This is a genomic window from Paenarthrobacter sp. NPDC092416, from assembly GCF_044755025.1.
In the GTDB taxonomy this organism is placed as follows: domain Bacteria; phylum Actinomycetota; class Actinomycetes; order Actinomycetales; family Micrococcaceae; genus Arthrobacter.
In genome coordinates, this window is the sequence record NZ_JBIVQG010000014.1 from 1 (window position 1) to 18,048 (window position 18,048).

The window sequence follows — 18,048 nt, forward strand, 5'->3', positions numbered from 1 at the left end:
CCCCCCAACCACACGGTTGGGGGGTCTCCCACATTAACCACCAAACACCCCAAGCCCCGGCCCACCACCGGGGCTTCTCGCATTTAACCACCAACACACCCCAACACCGCCTCCACGACGTGGCTGAGCTGGTTCTCCGTCCGGTACACCAGGTACTCCGTGATCGGCGGAATGGGATCGGCGAAGTCGAGCAGGACCAGCCGGGGATCGTCATTGAATTCGTCCTCGGCGACGACCCCAACCCCCAGGCCTGCAATCACTGCTGCATGAACGGCTTCCCGGCTGTCAGTCTCCAAAATTTCGGTTGGCTGCAGGCGGGCGACCGTGAGGGCCTGCTCAATGGATCGGCGCGTCACCGAGCCGATCTCTCGAATGACCAGTGGCTGGCTGATCAGATCACGGAGCCGGATGGTCTTGGCATCGGCCATCTCATGGTCGTGCCTGACAAACGCAACGAGGTCTTGCGTGCCAAGGATCCGCGTTGTCAGCTCCGGGTGCGGCGTTTCGTCCGCGATGATTCCGACGTCCACTGTCCCGGCAAGAACGCGTTTCCGGATGTCCGCGGAGTTTCCGCTTACCAGCTGAATGCCGACGCCAGGATTGCGCCCTCGGAAGGCAGCCAGGAGGCCCACGGCGTTGATGGGGGCATCGGTTCCAAACCGCAGTTCGCCCAGCATCACGTGGCGCGCTTTGGCAAGCACTGCTTCTGCTTCGAGCTCAGCACCGAATAGCTTGGCCGTTACCGTGAAGAGTTTTCTTCCCAACGCCGTGAGTTCAACGGAGCGGCCTGCCCGTTGGAGGAGCAGCACTCCGTGACGCTGTTCCAGCAGGCGCACCTGTTCCGACAGAGTTGGCTGGCTGACGCCTGCCGCTGTGGAGGCCGCCACAAAGCTTCCGTAGGTGGCAACGTGATGGAATGCGCGCAAATGGGTGAGATTCATAGGCATGGTCTAAGTGTTCTATAGATATTCATGGCTGTTCCTATGTTTACTTCTTCACTCCAACTACCGTCGAGGCTGTGAAGAAGGCCCATGTCCTGATCGTCGGTATCGACGGAGTTCGCTACGACTCGCTTGTGAACACGCCCACCCCTTCGTTGGACCGGATTGCCGAGGCAGGAGTTCTGGTCCCAGTCCGTGTTCACGAGAAGAACGCAACGATCTCCGGCCCGGTTTGGTCCACCGTGGCTACAGGCGTGTACGCCGACCGTCATATGGTCACAGGCAACAGCAGCCACCCCGTGGAGCTCGATGCATTCCCGGACTTCACCGCCCGTCTTCGCAGCGCCCGCCCGGAGCTTCAAACCATGGTCGCCGCCAGTTGGCACCCCCTGGCCAAGGACGTGGAGTGCGGCCCCATTTTCTCCTCCCGCGGTTGGGTTCCGATGCCTGACCCCGAGGAAGCGAACGACGCCGACAGTTGGGTCCGTGCCGACGATGCCGTTGCGGATTATGCAGTTGAGCGGTTGACGATGGAGGACTTGGCGGCTTCTTTCGTCTACTTCGGAGAGGCGGACGTCGAGGCGCACAACCACGGCACGGGGTCTGGCTATCATGCAGCGATCGAACGCTGCGACGCGCGGCTCGGAAGGCTGCTGCAAGCAATTGAGGCGAGGCCCACCCGACGCGAAGAAGATTGGACCGTGATCGTTGTGACGGATCACGGCCACGTTGATGTCGGCGGGCACGGGGGCGACAGCGAGCAGGAACGCACGGCATGGATCGCATCGAGCGGCCCTGACGTTCCGCAAGACATCGGCGCACTCTGCCACGCAGACATCGCCGCCCAAGTACTTCAGACCTTCGGCATCCAAACCCAAGAGACCGATGGCGTTCCGTTCGGATCACGATACGAAGCCCTGCAGGGTGGGCGACCGGTGGAACTGCAGGAGGCGCGGCTGGGTGGGCGGCAGGGTGCCGGGCAGGTTTCGCGGCTGAGCCCGGTGACTCCTCGTTGACTCTGACCGTGACTGCGGTGGTGTTGTTCGCGGCAGTGCTGCACAGCGCCTGGAATGCCCTGGTCAAAGCCATCCCGGACCGGCTTGCCTCCTCCACGATGATTGCCGTCGCCTACCTGATTTCGGGGGTTGCAGGAGCGTTTGTTTTTGGGATGCCGTTCCAGGCTTCATGGCCGTACGTCCTCGCGTCAGCCGGCTTGCAGACCTGCTACCTCATTCTGCTCACGACGTCCTACAAACACGGTGACTTCTCACAGGTCTATCCGTTGGCGCGTGGCTTAGCCGTCCTGCTCGTCACGGCAGTGGCCACGACTTTCCTGGCAGAGAAGCTGAGCGTGTTGCAGTTGGCGGGTGTCGCCGTCGTCGCAGGTTCGCTGCTCAGCCTTGCCCTGACGGGCGGCACACTGACGGGCGGCATACTGATGGGCGGCCGGCCAACTGCCCCAACCGGCAGTCGAAAGGGGACCATGTTCGCCGTCCTGACGGGCGTGTCCATCGCGGCGTACACGCTGGTGGACGGTGTCGGTGTTCGGTTGTCCGGCATGCCCATGGCCTACGTTTCGTGGCTGTTCCTGCTCCAAGGCCTGCTGATTCCCGTGGTGTGCTGGCGGCTGGCGCCGGAACGCATAGGGTTCGCACGGCGAGTGGCACGCCATTGGAAGCCCGGACTTCTGGGCGGCCTGGTTTCTCTGGTTGCCTATGGGATTGTGGTCTGGGCGCAGAGCCTTGCACCGTTGGCGTTGGTATCTGCACTTCGCGAGACGAGCGTGCTGCTGGCGGGCATCATAGGTGCGGTGTTCTTCAAGGAGCGTTTCAGCCGGGTGCGACTTGGCCTGACCACCGTAGCGGTCGCCGGCATTGTTGCGCTGCAACTCGGCTAACCAGCCAACTCAAGAAGGCCAACACCAAAGCCCAAGCTAGCCCGAGAAGAACTCCGACAACTCCGAGATCAGCTTGTCCGGTGCCTTGTTGGGTCCGTCGTGGCCGAAGCCGGGCAGGATGGTGTAGCTCGAGCCGGAGAGGACGTCGTGGATCTGGCCGCAGGCGACACCGAAGTACGCAGGGCTCTTCTCGCCCACCACGATCAGCGTTTCCAGCGGCAGTTCCAGGAACGGCTCGGCCGGCATATCAGCGGCGATGACGGCCTTGATCTCCCGAACACCGCACTGCATGAGATCACGCATTTGCTTGCCCATCGGGGTTCCCGCGGTCAGCTTGTTGGCCAATGTCAGCATCGAGAGCGGCATGCGCGCGAAAGCGCCGCCGGTTTCCACGCCCTTGATCAGGACTGCGAGGCCACGGTCATAGTCTCCCGCCGCCGTCGCGCGTTCATAGTCGGGCGCCCAATCGGCCTTGACGCTGTGGTTCACGGACACTGCGGGGTCGTAGACCGCGAGACGCTCAACGGGTAGCGTCCGTGCGGCATGCAGGGCAACGGCGCCGCCGAAGCTGTGCCCGAACACGTCAGTGCTGGAGGTGTGCTTCATGACGGCGTCGAGGTCCCGGATGTCGGCTTCCAGCGTGTAGTCCTCGGCCTGCGGCGACGATTCACCCCGCCCGCGACGGTTAAACGTGTGGACCGGACGGCCCAGGGATTCGCTCAGCTTCTGCGCGAAACGCGTGTAGTCATTGGCGGTCACCATGGAGGCGGGAACGACGACGACGCCGGAACCGGCCGCCGCAAGGTCACCGCCCGTGGTGAGTACTTCGAGCGATCCGCCGTCGGCTGTAGTGATGATCTCGCGCGTCATGACTTGAGCCTAACCGAGCCACCTGATAGCTCGCAGCATGCCGACCCGCAAAGCGGCGACCCTGCACAGTGGCGACACGGAAAAAGTCAGCCCTTAAAGTAGTCGGAAATGTCCGAAACGAGTTCCCGGACGGCTGCCGGGACCGAGCCGTGGTTGCCCTTGGGTGAGACTTCCAACGTGCTCCCGGGAACGGCTGCGTGCAATCGCGTGGCCGTCACTTTGTAGTACTGGGGGCTCTTCTTTCCCACCATGAAACGGGTGCTGGCGGGCAGGACGGAAAAGTCGCGTGCTGATTCTGCTTCGTCGTAAGCGGCCTTTAGCTCACCAACCCCTGTGGGCATGAGCTCCCTGAACAGCTTGTTGATCTTGGTGTGCGAGACGATCGCCATCAGCCCCGCAAGAACCGGCTCCGGGACCTTGGCCAGAGCCGTCCCGGGTTCCATGCCGCGTTTCATCCTGGCAAGGGCCATGCCCACATTGCCTTGGTCGACCGAGTCCGCAAAGCCCGTCAGCCAGGAGGTGTCCACGCTGCCGTCGATGTTCACTGCGGCGTCGTAGACCGCGAGCTTGTCCGGCTCATACGAGGTTCCGGCGAACTCCTGCGCGGCGTTGAGGGCGACGGAGCCGCCCAGGCTGTGGCCCAGGATGTTCCTGGCGCCGGACGCCGTCATGATGGTCCGGACATCCGCGATTTCCGTGGCCATCGAATAGTCAGCGGGCTGCTCCGTGGAGTTCCCGCGTCCCCGGCGGTCGTAGACATCCACAGCCCAACCATCGCCCAAGCCCTTCGCCAAGGCAATCGAAAACGGCCGATAGATGAGTGCTGTGAGGAACGCGCCGCCGATGAGGAGCACGCGGCGCTCGCCAGGTGCGTCCTCCGTGCCGTAGCTGTACAAGGCGAGCTTGCCGCCGTCGTGCGTTGGAATAGTCCGTTCTCTCACCGCTTCATCCTAGGTGCGCGCGGCCGGCCGGCGTCTCCTCCGACAAGAACCCGGCGATCCTCACGGCCAGGCGTTTCCCGGGCCGAAGCGGACCTTCATGGAACTGCAAAGGCACAATGGAGAACTCGATCGCGGGGATGGCGGCAGCCAGCGTCCGGCCGGTTTCGGCAAAATAGCGCGGACTCCAGCCGCCGCTGAGCATGAGCGTTGGGGTTGTAACGGCAGCGAAGTCGTGGAGGTGCGCGTCGGCCTGGAGGACCGCTCGCATCTCCGGGACAGCCGTTGGCAGCAGGCCGCGCATCTCGAAACCCAGCCGGGTCCGGGCGGACAAGATGCTCAGTACCCGCAAGGCACTGAGCGGCAGGTAGGAGATTGGCCCGGCCGTAGCCAGGCCCTGCACGAGGTGCGCCCATGCATGATCCAGCTGACCGGCGGTCACGGCCGCTTCAAGTTCGGGTCGCCAGCGTTCATGGAGGTTGCCGGAGAGGGACACCGCGGCATCGTAGGTGACGAGTCGCCGGATCTGTCCGTCGCGCGCCGCCTGGAGGCTCACAAAACCGCCAAAACTGTGGGCCACCACGTCCACCGAACCGGTGCCCGCCATGACGGCGAGCAGGTCCGAAGTTTCCGTCTCCGCAGAATAGTCGGCCGGTTGCGGCGCAGAACGGCCCCTGCCGCGCCTGTTATAACAGTGCACCGGCCGCCCCAGCAGGGTGCTCAGGTTTCGCGCGAACGGCCAGTACAGGGAATCGGTCACCAGGGTGCCGTGGACAATCACGACGCCGGATGGTTCCGTGGCCGCCTTCGAGCCGGGAATCGAGGCTTCCGCCGCCGGACGGAAGGTATGCACCTCAAGCTGCCCGCCGCCGTCGTCCGTCTCAACCGTCCACGTTTCCACAGCCTGAGTCTATGTCCGGACGCATGGCGGGTGGCCTGAAGAGGCCGCACCGAATGGTAGGGAAACAACGGTAAACTTAGGAATTGTGACTTCCGCAAACACCCCCGCCCAGAACACCTCCGCAGAGCCCATCGACGCCAGCGAGCAGATGCGCATCCGTATGGACAAGCGCACCAAGCTGATCGAGCGCGGCGCGGAGGCATACCCCGTGGGCGTTGAGCGGACCCATTCCCTGAGTGAGATCCGCGAGAAGTACGCGCATCTGGAAGCTGACGAGACGACCGGAGACGTCGTCGGCGTCACTGGCCGCGTGGTTTTTGTGCGCAACACCGGCAAGCTGTGCTTCGCCACGCTCCAGGAAGGTGGCGTGGATGGCAAGGGCGTACGGCTCCAGGCAATGCTGAGCCTGGCCAACGTCGGCGAGGAAGCGCTCGCCGATTGGAAGGCGCTGGTTGACCTTGGCGACCACGTGTTCATCAAAGGTGAAGTCATTTCTTCGCGCCGCGGCGAGCTTTCCGTCATGGCTGATTCCTGGTCCATGGCTTCCAAGGCGTTGCGTCCGCTCCCGGTTTTGCATGCTGAACTGAACGAGGAAACGCGTGTGCGCCAGCGCTACGTTGACCTTATGGTCCGCGATGAAGCGCGTGAGATGGTCTACAAGCGCGCCGCGATCACCCGCTCGGTCCGCGACACCCTGGACCGTCACGGCTACGTCGAGGTCGAAACTCCCATCCTCCAGCTGGTGCACGGCGGTGCCACTGCGCGGCCGTTCGAGACGCACATGAATGCGTTCGACCAGAAGATGACCCTCCGGATCGCTACCGAGCTCTTCCTGAAGCGTGCCGTTGTGGGCGGGATCGACCGCGTCTACGACATGGGCCGCGTTTTCCGCAACGAAGGCGTCGACTCCACGCACAGCCCCGAATTCACCACCCTTGAGTGCTACGAAGCCTGGGCGGACCAGTTCGTCATGGCCGAGCGCATGAAGGAAATCATCCTGAACGTGGCGGACGTCGTAGGGACGCGCACCATCCAGACGGACGCCGGCGAGATCAACCTCGACGGCGAATGGGCCTGGGTCTCGGTGTACCCGGGGCTTTCCGAGGCTGTGGGTGTGGAGGTCACGCCGGATACGTCGGTTGAGGATCTGCTGGCGCTTGCTGCCAAGCACGAGGTCAAAGTGGACCCCAAGTGGGACGCCGAGAAGATCGTGGTTGAGCTCTTCGGCGAGATCGTGGAGCCGACGCTGCTGAACCCGACGTTCGTTTACGACTACCCGCCGTCCGCGCAGCCGCTGGCCCGCCCGCACCGCGAAGACGGACGTCTCATCGAAGCATGGGACCTGATCATCGGTGGCATGGAGCGCGGTACTGCATTCTCCGAACTCATTGACCCCGTTATCCAGCGTGAACGCCTCACGGAGCAGTCACGGCGTTCCGCCGCCGGCGATGTCGAAGCCATGCAGCTCGACGAGGACTTCCTTCGCGCCCTTGAATACGGTGCACCGCCGATGGGCGGCATCGGCCTGGGAATTGACCGCTTGGTGATGCTCTTTACGGGCGCCGGCATCCGCGAAACCATCCTCTTCCCCCTCCTGAAGCCTGAAGGACACTGATCATGGAGTACATCGCAGTCCTGGCACCATCCGTCGTGGTGGGCCTGATCTTCTGGTTTGCCATGAAGTCCATCTTCAACGCGGACAAATCGGAACGTCAGGCTGAAGCCCGGGCCCAGGCAGAGGCAAATTCCCGAAATTCGGGACCTGCCCCCGAAGGCCCGGCGGCTAAATAGCCGCTTTATTGGCTTGCACTTACCGCGAATCCAATTGTGCCTTTGACGCGCGCGCTCGCCGTGAACGATAATCAACAAAGGAACTCGCGCATTTTCTGAATATCCAACCCTCCAAAAGAGAGGCTACTCATGGCACAGAAAGTAAAAATCATCCTCGTCGATGACCTGGATGAAGGGGCTGCGGACGAAACTGTCCGATTCGGCCTGGACGGCGTGAGCTACGAGATGGACCTGTCCACGGCCAATGCAGCAGCACTGCGCCAGGCCATGGAGCCCTACGTTGCCAAAGCAAGGAAGACTTCTTCCGGCCGCGCTACACGGGGACGTGCAACGGCTGTACGGAACCAGGATTCTGCGCAGATTCGCCAATGGGCCCGCGACAACGGCTACACGGTAAACAGCCGTGGCCGCATTCAGGCCGAAATTCAGGAAGCCTACCAGAAGGCCAATTCCTGATTCACCTCGTCAATGCCCCGGCAGTCACTGCCGGGGCATTGGTCTTTTAAGCAGTGATTCTTGGCTTCAGCGACCTCGCAGTGAGTGGGAATTTCCTGTGAATCCCGGCGCGACGAGCGTGATTAAGTTCTCTTTTAGGTTCCGGTGCGGCTTAAGCGGCACCGAAACTGCTATTTGGCAGGACGTGAGCCACGCAAGGAGGGCGCCCCCGGGGGCGTTGGCGGCAGCGCTCGACGTCATCCGGTTTCCCCTGTGGCGAACACGCTCCTAAAGTCGCCCGTCGGCACGTAGCATCAAAGTACGTCGTAGCTAGGAGTGTGGCGAAATGTTTGAGAGATTTACGGACCGTGCCCGTCGCGTGGTTGTCCTTGCCCAAGAAGAGGCACGGATGCTCAACCACAATTACATCGGTACCGAGCACATCCTCTTGGGTCTGATCCACGAGGGTGAAGGAGTTGCCGCAAAGGCGCTTGAGTCCCTGAGCATTTCGCTCGATGGCGTCCGCGAGCAGGTGCAGGAGATCATCGGTCAGGGCCAGCAGGCTCCGTCCGGGCACATCCCCTTCACGCCGCGCGCCAAGAAGGTACTTGAGCTTTCGCTTCGCGAAGCACTTCAGCTCGGTCACAACTACATCGGTACTGAGCACATCCTGCTCGGCCTCATCCGTGAGGGTGAAGGCGTTGCCGCCCAGGTGCTCGTCAAGCTCGGCGCGGACCTGAACCGTGTGCGCCAGCAGGTTATCCAGCTCCTGTCCGGTTACCAGGGCAAGGAATCCGCTGGTTCGGGTTCCGGCCAAGGGCAGCCGGAAGGTACGCCTGCAGGCTCCGTGGTCCTGGACCAGTTTGGACGCAACCTCACCCAGGCTGCCCGCGAGAACAAGCTTGATCCTGTGATCGGCCGCGAGCAGGAGATGGAACGCGTCATGCAGGTTCTCTCCCGCCGCACCAAGAACAACCCCGTCCTGATCGGCGAGCCCGGCGTCGGCAAGACCGCCGTCGTCGAGGGCCTTGCCCAGGCAATCGTCCGCGGCGACGTCCCCGAGACCATCAAGGACAAGCAGCTGTACACGCTTGACCTTGGTTCACTGGTGGCAGGTTCCCGCTACCGCGGTGACTTCGAAGAGCGCCTGAAGAAGGTCCTCAAGGAAATCCGCACCCGCGGCGACATCATCCTGTTCATCGACGAGATCCACACGCTCGTGGGTGCAGGTGCTGCTGAAGGTGCAATCGACGCCGCATCCATCCTGAAGCCGATGCTTGCCCGTGGTGAACTCCAGACCATTGGTGCAACCACCCTGGATGAGTACCGCAAGCACATCGAAAAGGATGCCGCGCTTGAGCGCCGCTTCCAGCCGATCCAGGTCAAGGAGCCTTCAGTCGCTCACGCGATCGAGATCCTCAAGGGTCTGCGCGACCGCTACGAGGCGCACCACCGCGTCACGATCACCGACGGCGCCCTCGCCTCTGCCGCGCAGCTGGCCGAACGCTACATTTCGGACCGCTTCCTGCCGGACAAGGCGATCGACCTCATCGATGAAGCAGGCGCACGCCTGCGCATCCGCCGCATGACCGCTCCGCCGGAGCTCAAGGCCATGGACGAGCGCATTGCTGAAGTGAAGATGGAGAAGGAATCCGCCATCGACGCCCAGGACTTCGAAGGCGCCGCATCGTTGCGCGACAAGGAGCAGAAGCTCATTGCCGAACGCTCCGAGAAGGAACGCAATTGGAAGTCCGGCGGCATGGATGACATCTCCGAGGTTGATGAAGACCTGATCGCCGAAGTTCTCGCGAACTCCACCGGCATCCCGGTCTTCAAGCTCACCGAGGAAGAGTCCTCGCGCCTGCTCAAGATGGAAGACGAGCTGCACAAGCGCGTCGTAGGCCAGGACGAGGCCATCAAGGCCCTGTCGCAGGCCATTCGCCGCACGCGTGCAGGCCTGAAGGACCCCAAGCGTCCCGGTGGTTCGTTCATTTTCGCCGGCCCCACGGGTGTCGGCAAGACCGAGCTTGCCAAGGCGCTCGCCGAATTCCTGTTCGGTGAAGAGGATGCCCTCATCACGCTGGACATGTCCGAGTACTCCGAGAAGCACACGGTTTCGCGTCTCTTCGGTGCACCTCCGGGCTACGTCGGCTACGAAGAAGGCGGCCAGCTGACCGAGAAGGTCCGCAGGCGTCCATTCTCCGTGGTGCTGTTCGACGAAGTTGAGAAAGCCCACGCGGACCTCTTCAACTCGCTGCTGCAGATCCTGGAAGACGGCCGCCTGACCGACTCCCAGGGCCGCGTGGTGGACTTCAAGAACACCGTGATCATCATGACCACCAACCTTGGTACCCGCGACATCTCCAAGAGCGTGGCTACGGGCTTCCAGTCCGGTACGGACACCCAGACCGGCTACAACCGGATGCGTGCACGGGTCACGGAAGAGCTCAAGCAGCACTTCCGCCCCGAGTTCCTCAACCGTGTTGACGACGTCGTGGTGTTCCCGCAGCTGACGCAGGACGAGATCATCGAGATCGTGGACATGTTCGTCACCCGCCTGGAGCGCCGCCTCAAGGACAAGGACATGGGCATCGAGCTCACCACGGCCGCCAAGGTCCTCCTGGCCACGCGTGGTTACGATCCCGCCATGGGTGCACGGCCGCTGCGCCGCACCATCCAGCGCGAGATCGAAGACCAGCTGTCCGAGAAGATCCTGTTCGGCGAGCTGCACTCCGGGGACATCGTTGTGGTTGACGTGGATGGCGAGGGTGACGACGCCAAGTTCACGTTCGCCGGCAACGCCAAGCCCCGCATCCCGGAGATCGCTCCGACCGCCTAAGGAAAGTCCACACAGTAACGACGCCGAAAGCCCCGCCTATTCCGCAAGGAGTGGGCGGGGCTTTCGTTTACCCCCAATAAGGGGACAGCACATGTCCCATTGCGGGCTCGTCATCTCTCATGACCTCGTGGACACTTTGTGTCTCATGGCTGTGTGGATGCCTCGTTGGGTGGCAATATCTGAAAGTACTGTTTCACTGTGAGTGAACCACCCTGTGATCCAATGCACATTCCGTGTTGAATCAGAGCATGGATTCGAATGACACTCACACCCCGAGCACACAACCCGAAACCCCTTTCCACGACATCGATCACTACCTGTCCATCCCGCGGGTAGGTGGTCTCACGCTGAGCCCCGACGGCAAGCGACTGGTAACCACCGTTTCGACGCTGAACGGCAAAGGAACAGAGTTCGCAACTGCACTCTGGGAAATCGACCCGACGGGCCAACGCCCCGCGCGCCGCATCACCCGTAGCTCCAAGGGTGAAGCCGGCGCCGCCTTTGCCGCCAGTGGCGACCTCTATTTCACCTCCGCACGCCCTGATCCTGACAGTCCCGATGCCGATCCCGTAAACGCGCTGTGGCTGCTCCCGGCGAGCGGGGGAGAAGCTCGTGTGGTGCTGTCCCGAGCGGGCGGCATCAGTTCCGTGATGACTGCGAAAGATGCAGACGCTGCCTTCGTTAACGCCGAGGTCCTGGCCGGCTCCACCGACGAGGACAATGACGCGGAGCGCCGCAAGGCCCGCAAGGACAACAAGGTCTCCGCCATCCTGCATTCCGGCTACCCCGTCCGCTACTGGGACGCTGATCTTGGTCCGGCAGAGCCGCGGCTGTTCGCCGTTGAGCAAGGCGAAGCCGCGGAGCCCGGCAAGCCTTCAACCGTGGACTACTCCGCGCCGCTGAAACTTCGCAACCTGACAGCCGGCGTCGGGGGCTCGTTGCGGGAGGCCAAAAGTGTGGTGAGCCCGGACGGCAAGACGATCTACACGAGCCTGAGCAAGGCGCTCGCGAAGGCGGACAGTCGCGAGGTTCTGGCCGCCGTCGACGTCGCCACGGGCGCGGTAAAGGTGCTGTTGGACCGCGAAGGCATGAGCTACTTCCCTGGTCCGGTCAGTCCGGACAATGGCACGCTTGTGGTGCAGAGCGAGAGCGACACCACGCCAACGCAGGCGCCGCAGGTCAAGCTGCACCTCCTGAACGTCTCCGGCGGCGAGACCATGGACCTTGAACCGCTCGCGCATCAATGGGATCGCTGGGCAACGCCGGTGGCTTGGCTCCCGGACGGCAGTGCAGTCCTGGTAACAGCTGACGACGACGGCGCGTCGCCGGTTTTCCGGGTAGACGTGGCTGACGGAACCGCCACTCAGGTGACGAAGGACGCTGCGGCGTACACCGACGTCGTGGTTTCACCTGACGGAACCACGGCGTATGCGCTGCGCAGCTCCTACGAGTTCCCAGCGGAAGCCGTGCGGATCGACCTCGCCACCGGCGACGTCGTCCGGCTGCCGGCGCCCGCGGAGCGTCCTGTGTTCAAAGGGCGGCTGGAGCGGGTGGAGGCGACGGCCGAAGACGGCTCGCGAGTGCCCGCGTACCTTGCCCTGCCCGAGAATGCCTCGGCCGAAAAGCCGGCAGCATTGCTGCTCTGGATTCATGGCGGGCCTCTCGGCTCATGGAATGCGTGGACGTGGCGTTGGAACCCGTGGCTGCTGGTTGCCAAGGGCTATGCCGTGCTGCTGCCGGACCCGGCGCTGTCCACGGGTTACGGGCAGGAGTTCATCCAGCGCGGGTGGGGCGAATGGGGCAAGAAGCCGTTCGCGGACCTCATGTCCATTGCCGATGCGGTGGTGGAGCGGCCGGACATCGACGAGTCTCGGACAGCGGCCATGGGCGGTTCCTTCGGCGGGTACATGGCCAACTGGGTGGCCGGCCAGACCGACCGCTTCAAGGCGATCGTGACCCACGCGAGCCTGTGGGCGCTGGACCAATTCGGCCCCACCACGGACGCTGCGCAGTACTGGCTGAAGGAAATGACGGCCGAGATGGCCATGGACAACTCGCCGCACAAGAACGTGGGCAACATCAAGACGCCCATGCTGGTGATCCACGGCGACAAGGACTACCGTGTGCCGATCGGCGAAGGCCTGCGGCTCTGGTACGAGTTGCTGTCCTCGTCGCAGCTGCCTGCCGATGACAACGGCCAAAGCCCGCACAGGTTCCTGTACTTCCCGGACGAGAACCACTGGATCCTGCAGCCGCAGCACGTCAAGGTTTGGTACGGGGTGGTAGAGCACTTCCTGGCAAAGCAGGTGCTGGGCGAGGATGTGGCCCTGCCTGATTCGCTCGGACTTTAGTGGGGCTGGTCCCGGTCTGCGACCGGGACCATGTGCCGCGGGCCCGCTCCTCCGTCGCTTGGACGCACGCTACGCAAATGACCCGGTCACAGACCTCGGTGTTGGCCTTTCGTCATGCGCGGGGGACGGGGCATCCAGCAGCTCTTTGCCTCGTTAGGATAGGGGAGTGAATTCGACCTTCAGCCTTCGCCCTGCCCGTACCAGTGACGTGGCGGCGATCAAGAGGCTGGTGGCTCCGCTGGCGGACCAGCGGATTCTCATGGCCAAGGAAACTGTGGCGTACTACGAAAGCCTGCAGGAATTCCGGATCGCCGAGTCCGACGACGGTGAGGTCATTGGCTGCGGCGCTTTGCACGTCATGTGGGAGGACCTGGCCGAGATTCGCACCCTGGCCGCCGCGGACTCGTGGCGCGGCCGGGGAGTGGGGCACGTCCTGGTGGAGAAGCTCCTCGAGGACGCCCGGGCGCTCGGTGTGGACCGGGTCTTCTGCCTGACCTTTGAGGTGGACTTCTTCAAGCGCCATGGCTTTGAAGTCATGGCCGACCAGTCGGCTGTGGATCCGCAGGTTTACTCCGAATTGCTGCGCTCGCATGACGAAGGCGTGGCCGAATTCCTGGATTTGGCACGCGTGAAGCCCAACACCTTGGGCAACACGCGCATGATCAAGAACCTCTAACTTCCCTTCTCGGAGTTTCCGGGAACAGCGCTCAAGCCTGCCTGGATTATGCGTGATTTAATCTCTCTTCTCTTATCTAAAGTTGATGGATAAACTGATTGAGGCTTGCTGGGGAAGCTTCCACCACATCGGTCAATCGAGAGAAGATCATGCAGTCCCACGCGTCCTTTTCACGTATTTCAGAACTCCAACTCAGTGTGCGCGGTCCCGTGTTCACGCCAGCCGATCCAGGATTTGCCCCTGAAGTAGCGGCTTTCAATTTGTCCACACAACACCAGCCTGATCTCGCCTTTGGCGCCCTCGATGCGGAGGACGTCTCGGCGGCAGTACGGTGGGCAGCTGAGCAGGGAATGCCTGTTGCTGTCCAGTCCACCGGTCACGGCGCCACCAACGCAATCCAGGGCGGCCTGCTCATCAGCACCCGCCGCATGCTTGAACTCAGCATCGACCCCCTGGAAAAGACGGCCCGCGTCGGCGCGGGGGTCCAATGGAAGGCTGTGGTGGACCTGGCTGCAACCTTCGGATTGATGGGTTTGTGCGGTTCCACCACCGACGTCGGCGTTGTGGGGTACACGCTGGGCGGCGGCCTGCCGATCCTGGGCCGCAAATACGGCTTCGCATCGGATCACGTCATTGCGTTCGAGCTTGTGACAGCCGACGGCACGCTCCACCGGGTCACCAGAGAGGATGAGCCCGAACTCTTCTTCCTTCTGCGCGGCGGAAAAGGCAACCTCGGCATTGTCACGGCCATGGAATTCCACCTCTTCCCGGGGGAGGACCTTTACGCTGGCGGTCTGTACTTCGACGGCGAGCACGCCGCCACCGTGCTGAAGCAGTTCAGTGATTGGGCGCCGTCGCTGCCAGCTGAGGCATCGGCGTCGATGGCTTTCCTTCGGTTGCCGGACATGGACATTGTGCCGGAGCCGCTGCGGGGCAAGTTCGTGGTCCACGTGCGGTATGCCTACCAAGGCGATGCCGCGGTTGCATCGGACCTCCTTGAGCCAATGCGTGGCAGTGCGCCCTTCATGGTGGATGGGAGTGGGCCGTTGCAGTCCACCCAGCTCGACACGATCCACCAGGATCCGGATCAACCTGTGCCGGTCCGGGAGCACGGATTTCTGCTGGACCGACTTGACCAGCAGGCCGCCGAAGCTCTTCTGCGGCACTTTGGTCCCGGCGTCGAGAGTCCTGTGTTGATGGCCGAAATCCGGCTGCTCGGCGGCGCGCTGGCCAGGAGTGCGGACGGCGAGGATTGTGTGGGCGCCCGTGACGCCGCGTTCAGCTTCTTCATGGCCGGCATGGCAGTGCCGCCTGTTGCGGAGCTGCTGCCGGTGGTATTCGACGCCGTTCGCCAGGACCTGCGCGACGCCTCCAATGGCGGCACGTTCGTGAACCTGCACGGCCACATTGTGGATGCGGAGGACCGGGAACGCGCCTGGGGCCCAGCCGTGAGGGAGCGGCTCCGGAGGGCGAAGGCTGAGCTCGATCCGAACAACATGTTCAGCTTCGGGCATGTTGTGGGCTTACCTGTCATTGATCAGTCTGTGCTGCTCGATGACGTGGTTACCGCCGGCGGCGACGCCGTGCTGAGCAACTGAGGGCTGAAGAATGTACAACCGTGTGACGTTCCCTGACTTCTCGGCCTTCCAGATCGACATCCCACATGGACCAGAGGTCCATGATTCGTCGTGGCCCCTGGTGGGACACTCGAACCCGGATCTCTACTCCGCGTTTTGGCCGGATTTCCACGCCCACGACGAGTCGGCGGCAGGCCCGGCTCCTGTCGACAGAGCGGCACCTCCGCAACGCGAAGCCTGATGCATTCGGTAGGGGCGGCCAGCGATGACCGTCCCTACCTTCATTTAAGGACCGTCTCGAGGCGCGGAAGGCCTACCCTGCGGCCGGGGGCCGGTAGTAGGGTCAAATCACCAGCCCCGCACGCTCAGGAGCATCACATGAAAAAGCTCATCAATGATCCCCGCGCTGTGGTGGACGAGTCCGTAGAAGGTTTCGGTATGGCGCATGCCGACATCGTGGACGTCCATCCGGAGCCTAAATTCGTGGTCCGAAAGGGCGCGCCGGTGGCGGGAAAAGTCGCCTTGGTTTCCGGCGGTGGCAGCGGCCACGAACCACTCCACGCAGGCTTCGTCGGCCTCGGAATGCTCGACGCCGCTGTGCCCGGCGCCGTTTTCACCTCGCCCACACCTGACCAGATCATTCCGGCGACAGTCGCCGTGGACTCCGGTGCCGGCGTCGTACATATCGTCAAGAACTACACCGGCGACGTCCTGAACTTCGAAACCGCTGCCGAAATGGCGCAGGCCGAAGGCGTGGCCGTGCGATCGGTGCTGGTCAACGATGACGTGGCCGTGGAGGACTCGCTCTACACAGCCGGGCGCCGAGGCGTTGGTGGAACTGTCCTGGTGGAGAAGATTGCGGGCGCCGCAGCTGAGCGCGGCGATGACTTGGACGCGGTGACGGCCATTGCCGAACGCGTTGTCGCCAACGTCCGCACCATGGGTGTGGCCCTGTCCGGTTGCACGGTTCCGCACGCCGGGACCCCGAGCTTCGAACTTGCCGATGACGAAATCGAGATCGGCATCGGTATCCACGGCGAACCCGGCAGACACCGTATTGCCATGGAGAACGCCGACGCGATTACCGACCGTCTTCTTGACCCAGTCCTTGAGGATCTTGCGCTCGTGTCTGGCGACAAGGTCCTGTTGTTCGTCAACGGCATGGGCGGCACGCCGCAAAGTGAGCTGTACATCGTGTATCGCCGCGCCGCCCAAGTCCTCGCCGAGCGCGGGGCCAGCGTGGAACGGTCGCTGGTGGGGAACTACGTGACATCCCTCGAAATGCAGGGCTGCTCCATTTCCGTGTTGCGCCTCGACGACGAGCTGACCACACTCTGGGATGCGCCCGTCCACACCGCCGCCCTGCGTTGGGGAGTGTGAGCGTGGGTCTGGGCGTCGATTGGGCCTTGGAATGGTTGCGGCTTTCGGCCAAGGCAATGTCGGAGCATCGTATTGAGCTTATTGAACTCGACAGGCCGATCGGCGATTCCGACCATGGCGAGAACATGGACCGCGGATTCCAGGCCGTGCTTCAAAAGCTTGAAGAGTCGCCGCCCGAGACAGCCGGTGCTGCACTGAAAGCCACTGCGATGGCCTTGATGTCCAAGGTGGGCGGCGCAGCCGGGCCTCTCTATGGAACTGCCTACCTCCGTGCCGGCACGTCCTTGGGAGATACTGCCGAGATCGACGCCGACGGGCTCGCCGCCGCGCTGGCGGCTGCCAGGGACGGAGTTGTGGCCCGCGGAAAAGCCGAGCCCGGAGACAAGACCATGGTGGACGCCTGGACACCTGCTGTGGACGCCGCCCAAGGAGCCGCCGGGAGTGGGGACGTCCTCGCTGTTCTCGAAGCAGCCGCGGAGGCTGCCGAAGCCGGTGCGGTGGCCACGGATCCGTTGGTGGCGCGGAAAGGACGTGCCAGCTATCTCGGTGAACGCAGCGCGGGCCATAGGGACCCGGGCGCAGCCTCCACGGCACTTCTTCTGCGGGCAGCCGCGACGGCCGCCAGGTCTGCAAGCCCGACAGATGCTGCCGGCGCCGCGGGCACTGCTGCTGGCACTGCTGGCCCTGCCGGGAACGGCGCCGCGGGCACTGCTGGCCCTGCCGGGAACGGCGCCGCATGACGGTTGGAATCGTCGTGGTCTCCCACAGCAGCAAGATCGCCGAGGGTGCCGTGGAACTTGCTGCCCAGATGGCTCCCGACGTAGATCTCGTGGCCGCCGGGGGTACGGACGACCACCGGATTGGAACAAGCCTCGAGAAGGTGCTTTCCGCCGTCGAGCAGTCATTGGTAGACGCCGGTGGCGACGGCGTCGTGGTGCTCACGGACCTCGGGTCCGCAGTGATGACTGCCGAGTCGGCGGTGGAGTTTTCCAGTGATCCTTCCGCGGTGCTCCTCGCTGATGCCCCGCTGGTGGAGGGACTCGTGGCAGCCGCCGTTGCCGCCCAAGGTGGTGCCGGCGCTGACGACGTCCGCAAGGCTGCCGAAGCGGTCCGCGGCGGCGGCCTTGTGGCCGGGCCGGTCCTCGCCGATGGTTCAGCCGAGACGGGCATCCAAGGTCCGGACGCCGTGGGCGATTTCGAGCTCGTCAACCCCATGGGAATCCACGCGAGGCCGGCCGCGAAGATCGCTGGGGGCTTGTCCGGTTTGGACGCGGAGGTGACCGTCAACGACGTCGAAGGCACATCCATGATGGCCCTCATGGCATTGGCTGCCGGGCAGGGCGCCACCCTTCATGTGGAGGCGCGGGGCAGGGATGCGGCCAAGGCCGTGGATTACGTGGGGCGGTTGGTGGCTGACGGGTTCGGCGAGATGTGAGCGGTTGCTAAGCAACC

At 63.4% G+C, this 18,048-nt stretch carries 15 protein-coding genes and 2 pseudogenes; 13 read left to right on the forward strand and 4 right to left on the reverse strand.

Annotated elements, in window-relative coordinates:
* Positions 1-83 precede the first annotated feature (83 nt).
* Positions 84-947, reverse strand: coding sequence for a LysR substrate-binding domain-containing protein (locus ACIQC5_RS20240; RefSeq protein ID WP_400286558.1), 864 nt, complete (start codon positions 945-947; stop codon positions 84-86).
* Between the two features lie 71 nt (positions 948-1,018).
* Between ACIQC5_RS20240 and ACIQC5_RS20245 the strand changes: the two genes are divergently transcribed.
* A complete protein-coding gene (locus ACIQC5_RS20245) occupies positions 1,019-1,957 on the forward strand; it encodes an alkaline phosphatase family protein (RefSeq protein WP_400286561.1) in 939 nt (312 codons plus the stop codon).
* Positions 1,958-1,965: 8 nt separating this feature from the next.
* Positions 1,966-2,838, forward strand: a complete 873-nt coding sequence (locus ACIQC5_RS20250; RefSeq protein WP_400286563.1) for an EamA family transporter — start codon at positions 1,966-1,968, stop codon at positions 2,836-2,838.
* A gap of 36 nt (positions 2,839-2,874) precedes the next feature.
* Here the strand turns inward: ACIQC5_RS20250 and ACIQC5_RS20255 are convergent, their stop codons facing one another.
* The 3 genes from ACIQC5_RS20255 to ACIQC5_RS20265 form a co-directional block, all read right to left on the reverse strand.
* The gene (locus ACIQC5_RS20255) at positions 2,875-3,708 is read right to left on the reverse strand and encodes an alpha/beta fold hydrolase (RefSeq protein WP_400286565.1); all 834 of its coding nucleotides are present in this window, start codon (positions 3,706-3,708) and stop codon (positions 2,875-2,877) included.
* A gap of 86 nt (positions 3,709-3,794) precedes the next feature.
* A complete protein-coding gene (locus tag ACIQC5_RS20260; protein WP_400286568.1) occupies positions 3,795-4,649 on the reverse strand; it encodes an alpha/beta fold hydrolase in 855 nt (284 codons plus the stop codon).
* Positions 4,650-4,653: 4 nt separating this feature from the next.
* On the reverse strand, positions 4,654-5,547 hold the full coding sequence (locus ACIQC5_RS20265) for an alpha/beta fold hydrolase (RefSeq protein WP_400286571.1): 894 nt from the start codon (positions 5,545-5,547) through the stop codon (positions 4,654-4,656).
* Between the two features lie 85 nt (positions 5,548-5,632).
* On the opposite strand from ACIQC5_RS20265, the gene lysS reads away from it, so the two are divergent.
* The 11 genes and pseudogenes from lysS to dhaM all read left to right on the forward strand — a co-directional run bounded on the left by lysS (position 5,633) and on the right by dhaM (position 18,031).
* The gene (gene lysS, locus ACIQC5_RS20270; RefSeq protein ID WP_400286574.1) at positions 5,633-7,162 is read left to right on the forward strand and encodes a lysine--tRNA ligase; all 1,530 of its coding nucleotides are present in this window, start codon (positions 5,633-5,635) and stop codon (positions 7,160-7,162) included.
* A 2-nt stretch (positions 7,163-7,164) separates the two neighbouring features.
* Positions 7,165-7,338: a hypothetical protein gene (locus tag ACIQC5_RS20275; protein WP_400286577.1), complete on the forward strand. Its 174-nt coding sequence runs from the start codon at positions 7,165-7,167 to the stop codon at positions 7,336-7,338.
* Between the two features lie 129 nt (positions 7,339-7,467).
* On the forward strand, positions 7,468-7,794 hold the full coding sequence (locus ACIQC5_RS20280) for an Lsr2 family protein (protein ID WP_400286580.1): 327 nt from the start codon (positions 7,468-7,470) through the stop codon (positions 7,792-7,794).
* Between the two features lie 325 nt (positions 7,795-8,119).
* Complete coding sequence (locus ACIQC5_RS20285; RefSeq protein ID WP_400286583.1) at positions 8,120-10,612, forward strand: ATP-dependent Clp protease ATP-binding subunit; 2,493 nt, start codon at positions 8,120-8,122, stop codon at positions 10,610-10,612.
* 248 nt (positions 10,613-10,860) lie between these two features.
* On the forward strand, positions 10,861-12,963 hold the full coding sequence (locus tag ACIQC5_RS20290; RefSeq protein ID WP_400286585.1) for a prolyl oligopeptidase family serine peptidase: 2,103 nt from the start codon (positions 10,861-10,863) through the stop codon (positions 12,961-12,963).
* Positions 12,964-13,129: 166 nt separating this feature from the next.
* A complete protein-coding gene (locus ACIQC5_RS20295) occupies positions 13,130-13,639 on the forward strand; it encodes an amino-acid N-acetyltransferase (protein ID WP_400286588.1) in 510 nt (169 codons plus the stop codon).
* A gap of 149 nt (positions 13,640-13,788) precedes the next feature.
* Positions 13,789-14,304: pseudogene (locus ACIQC5_RS20300) on the forward strand (FAD-binding oxidoreductase); the annotation flags it as partial.
* A 955-nt stretch (positions 14,305-15,259) separates the two neighbouring features.
* Positions 15,260-15,457: a hypothetical protein gene (locus tag ACIQC5_RS20305; protein WP_400286591.1), complete on the forward strand. Its 198-nt coding sequence runs from the start codon at positions 15,260-15,262 to the stop codon at positions 15,455-15,457.
* A gap of 137 nt (positions 15,458-15,594) precedes the next feature.
* Positions 15,595-16,596, forward strand: a complete 1,002-nt coding sequence (gene dhaK, locus ACIQC5_RS20310; protein ID WP_400286593.1) for a dihydroxyacetone kinase subunit DhaK — start codon at positions 15,595-15,597, stop codon at positions 16,594-16,596.
* A 2-nt stretch (positions 16,597-16,598) separates the two neighbouring features.
* A pseudogene (gene dhaL, locus ACIQC5_RS20315) lies at positions 16,599-17,219 on the forward strand (dihydroxyacetone kinase subunit DhaL); the annotation flags it as partial.
* A gap of 113 nt (positions 17,220-17,332) precedes the next feature.
* A complete protein-coding gene (gene dhaM / locus ACIQC5_RS20320; protein WP_400286596.1) occupies positions 17,333-18,031 on the forward strand; it encodes a dihydroxyacetone kinase phosphoryl donor subunit DhaM in 699 nt (232 codons plus the stop codon).
* Positions 18,032-18,048: the final 17 nt, after the last annotated feature.

Bases quoted from the DNA above. Each gene is read 5' to 3' on its own strand.
- ACIQC5_RS20290 (WP_400286585.1), top strand. From the start codon at position 10,861: ATGGATTCGAATGACACTCACACCCCGAGCACACAACCCGAAACCCCT.
- ACIQC5_RS20240 (WP_400286558.1), bottom strand. From the start codon at position 947: ATGCCTATGAATCTCACCCATTTGCGCGCATTCCATCACGTTGCCACC.
- ACIQC5_RS20275 (WP_400286577.1), top strand. From the start codon at position 7,165: ATGGAGTACATCGCAGTCCTGGCACCATCCGTCGTGGTGGGCCTGATC.
- ACIQC5_RS20285 (WP_400286583.1), top strand. From the start codon at position 8,120: ATGTTTGAGAGATTTACGGACCGTGCCCGTCGCGTGGTTGTCCTTGCC.
- dhaK (WP_400286593.1), top strand. From the start codon at position 15,595: ATGAAAAAGCTCATCAATGATCCCCGCGCTGTGGTGGACGAGTCCGTA.
- ACIQC5_RS20280 (WP_400286580.1), top strand. From the start codon at position 7,468: ATGGCACAGAAAGTAAAAATCATCCTCGTCGATGACCTGGATGAAGGG.
- ACIQC5_RS20255 (WP_400286565.1), bottom strand. From the start codon at position 3,708: ATGACGCGCGAGATCATCACTACAGCCGACGGCGGATCGCTCGAAGTA.
- dhaM (WP_400286596.1), top strand. From the start codon at position 17,333: ATGACGGTTGGAATCGTCGTGGTCTCCCACAGCAGCAAGATCGCCGAG.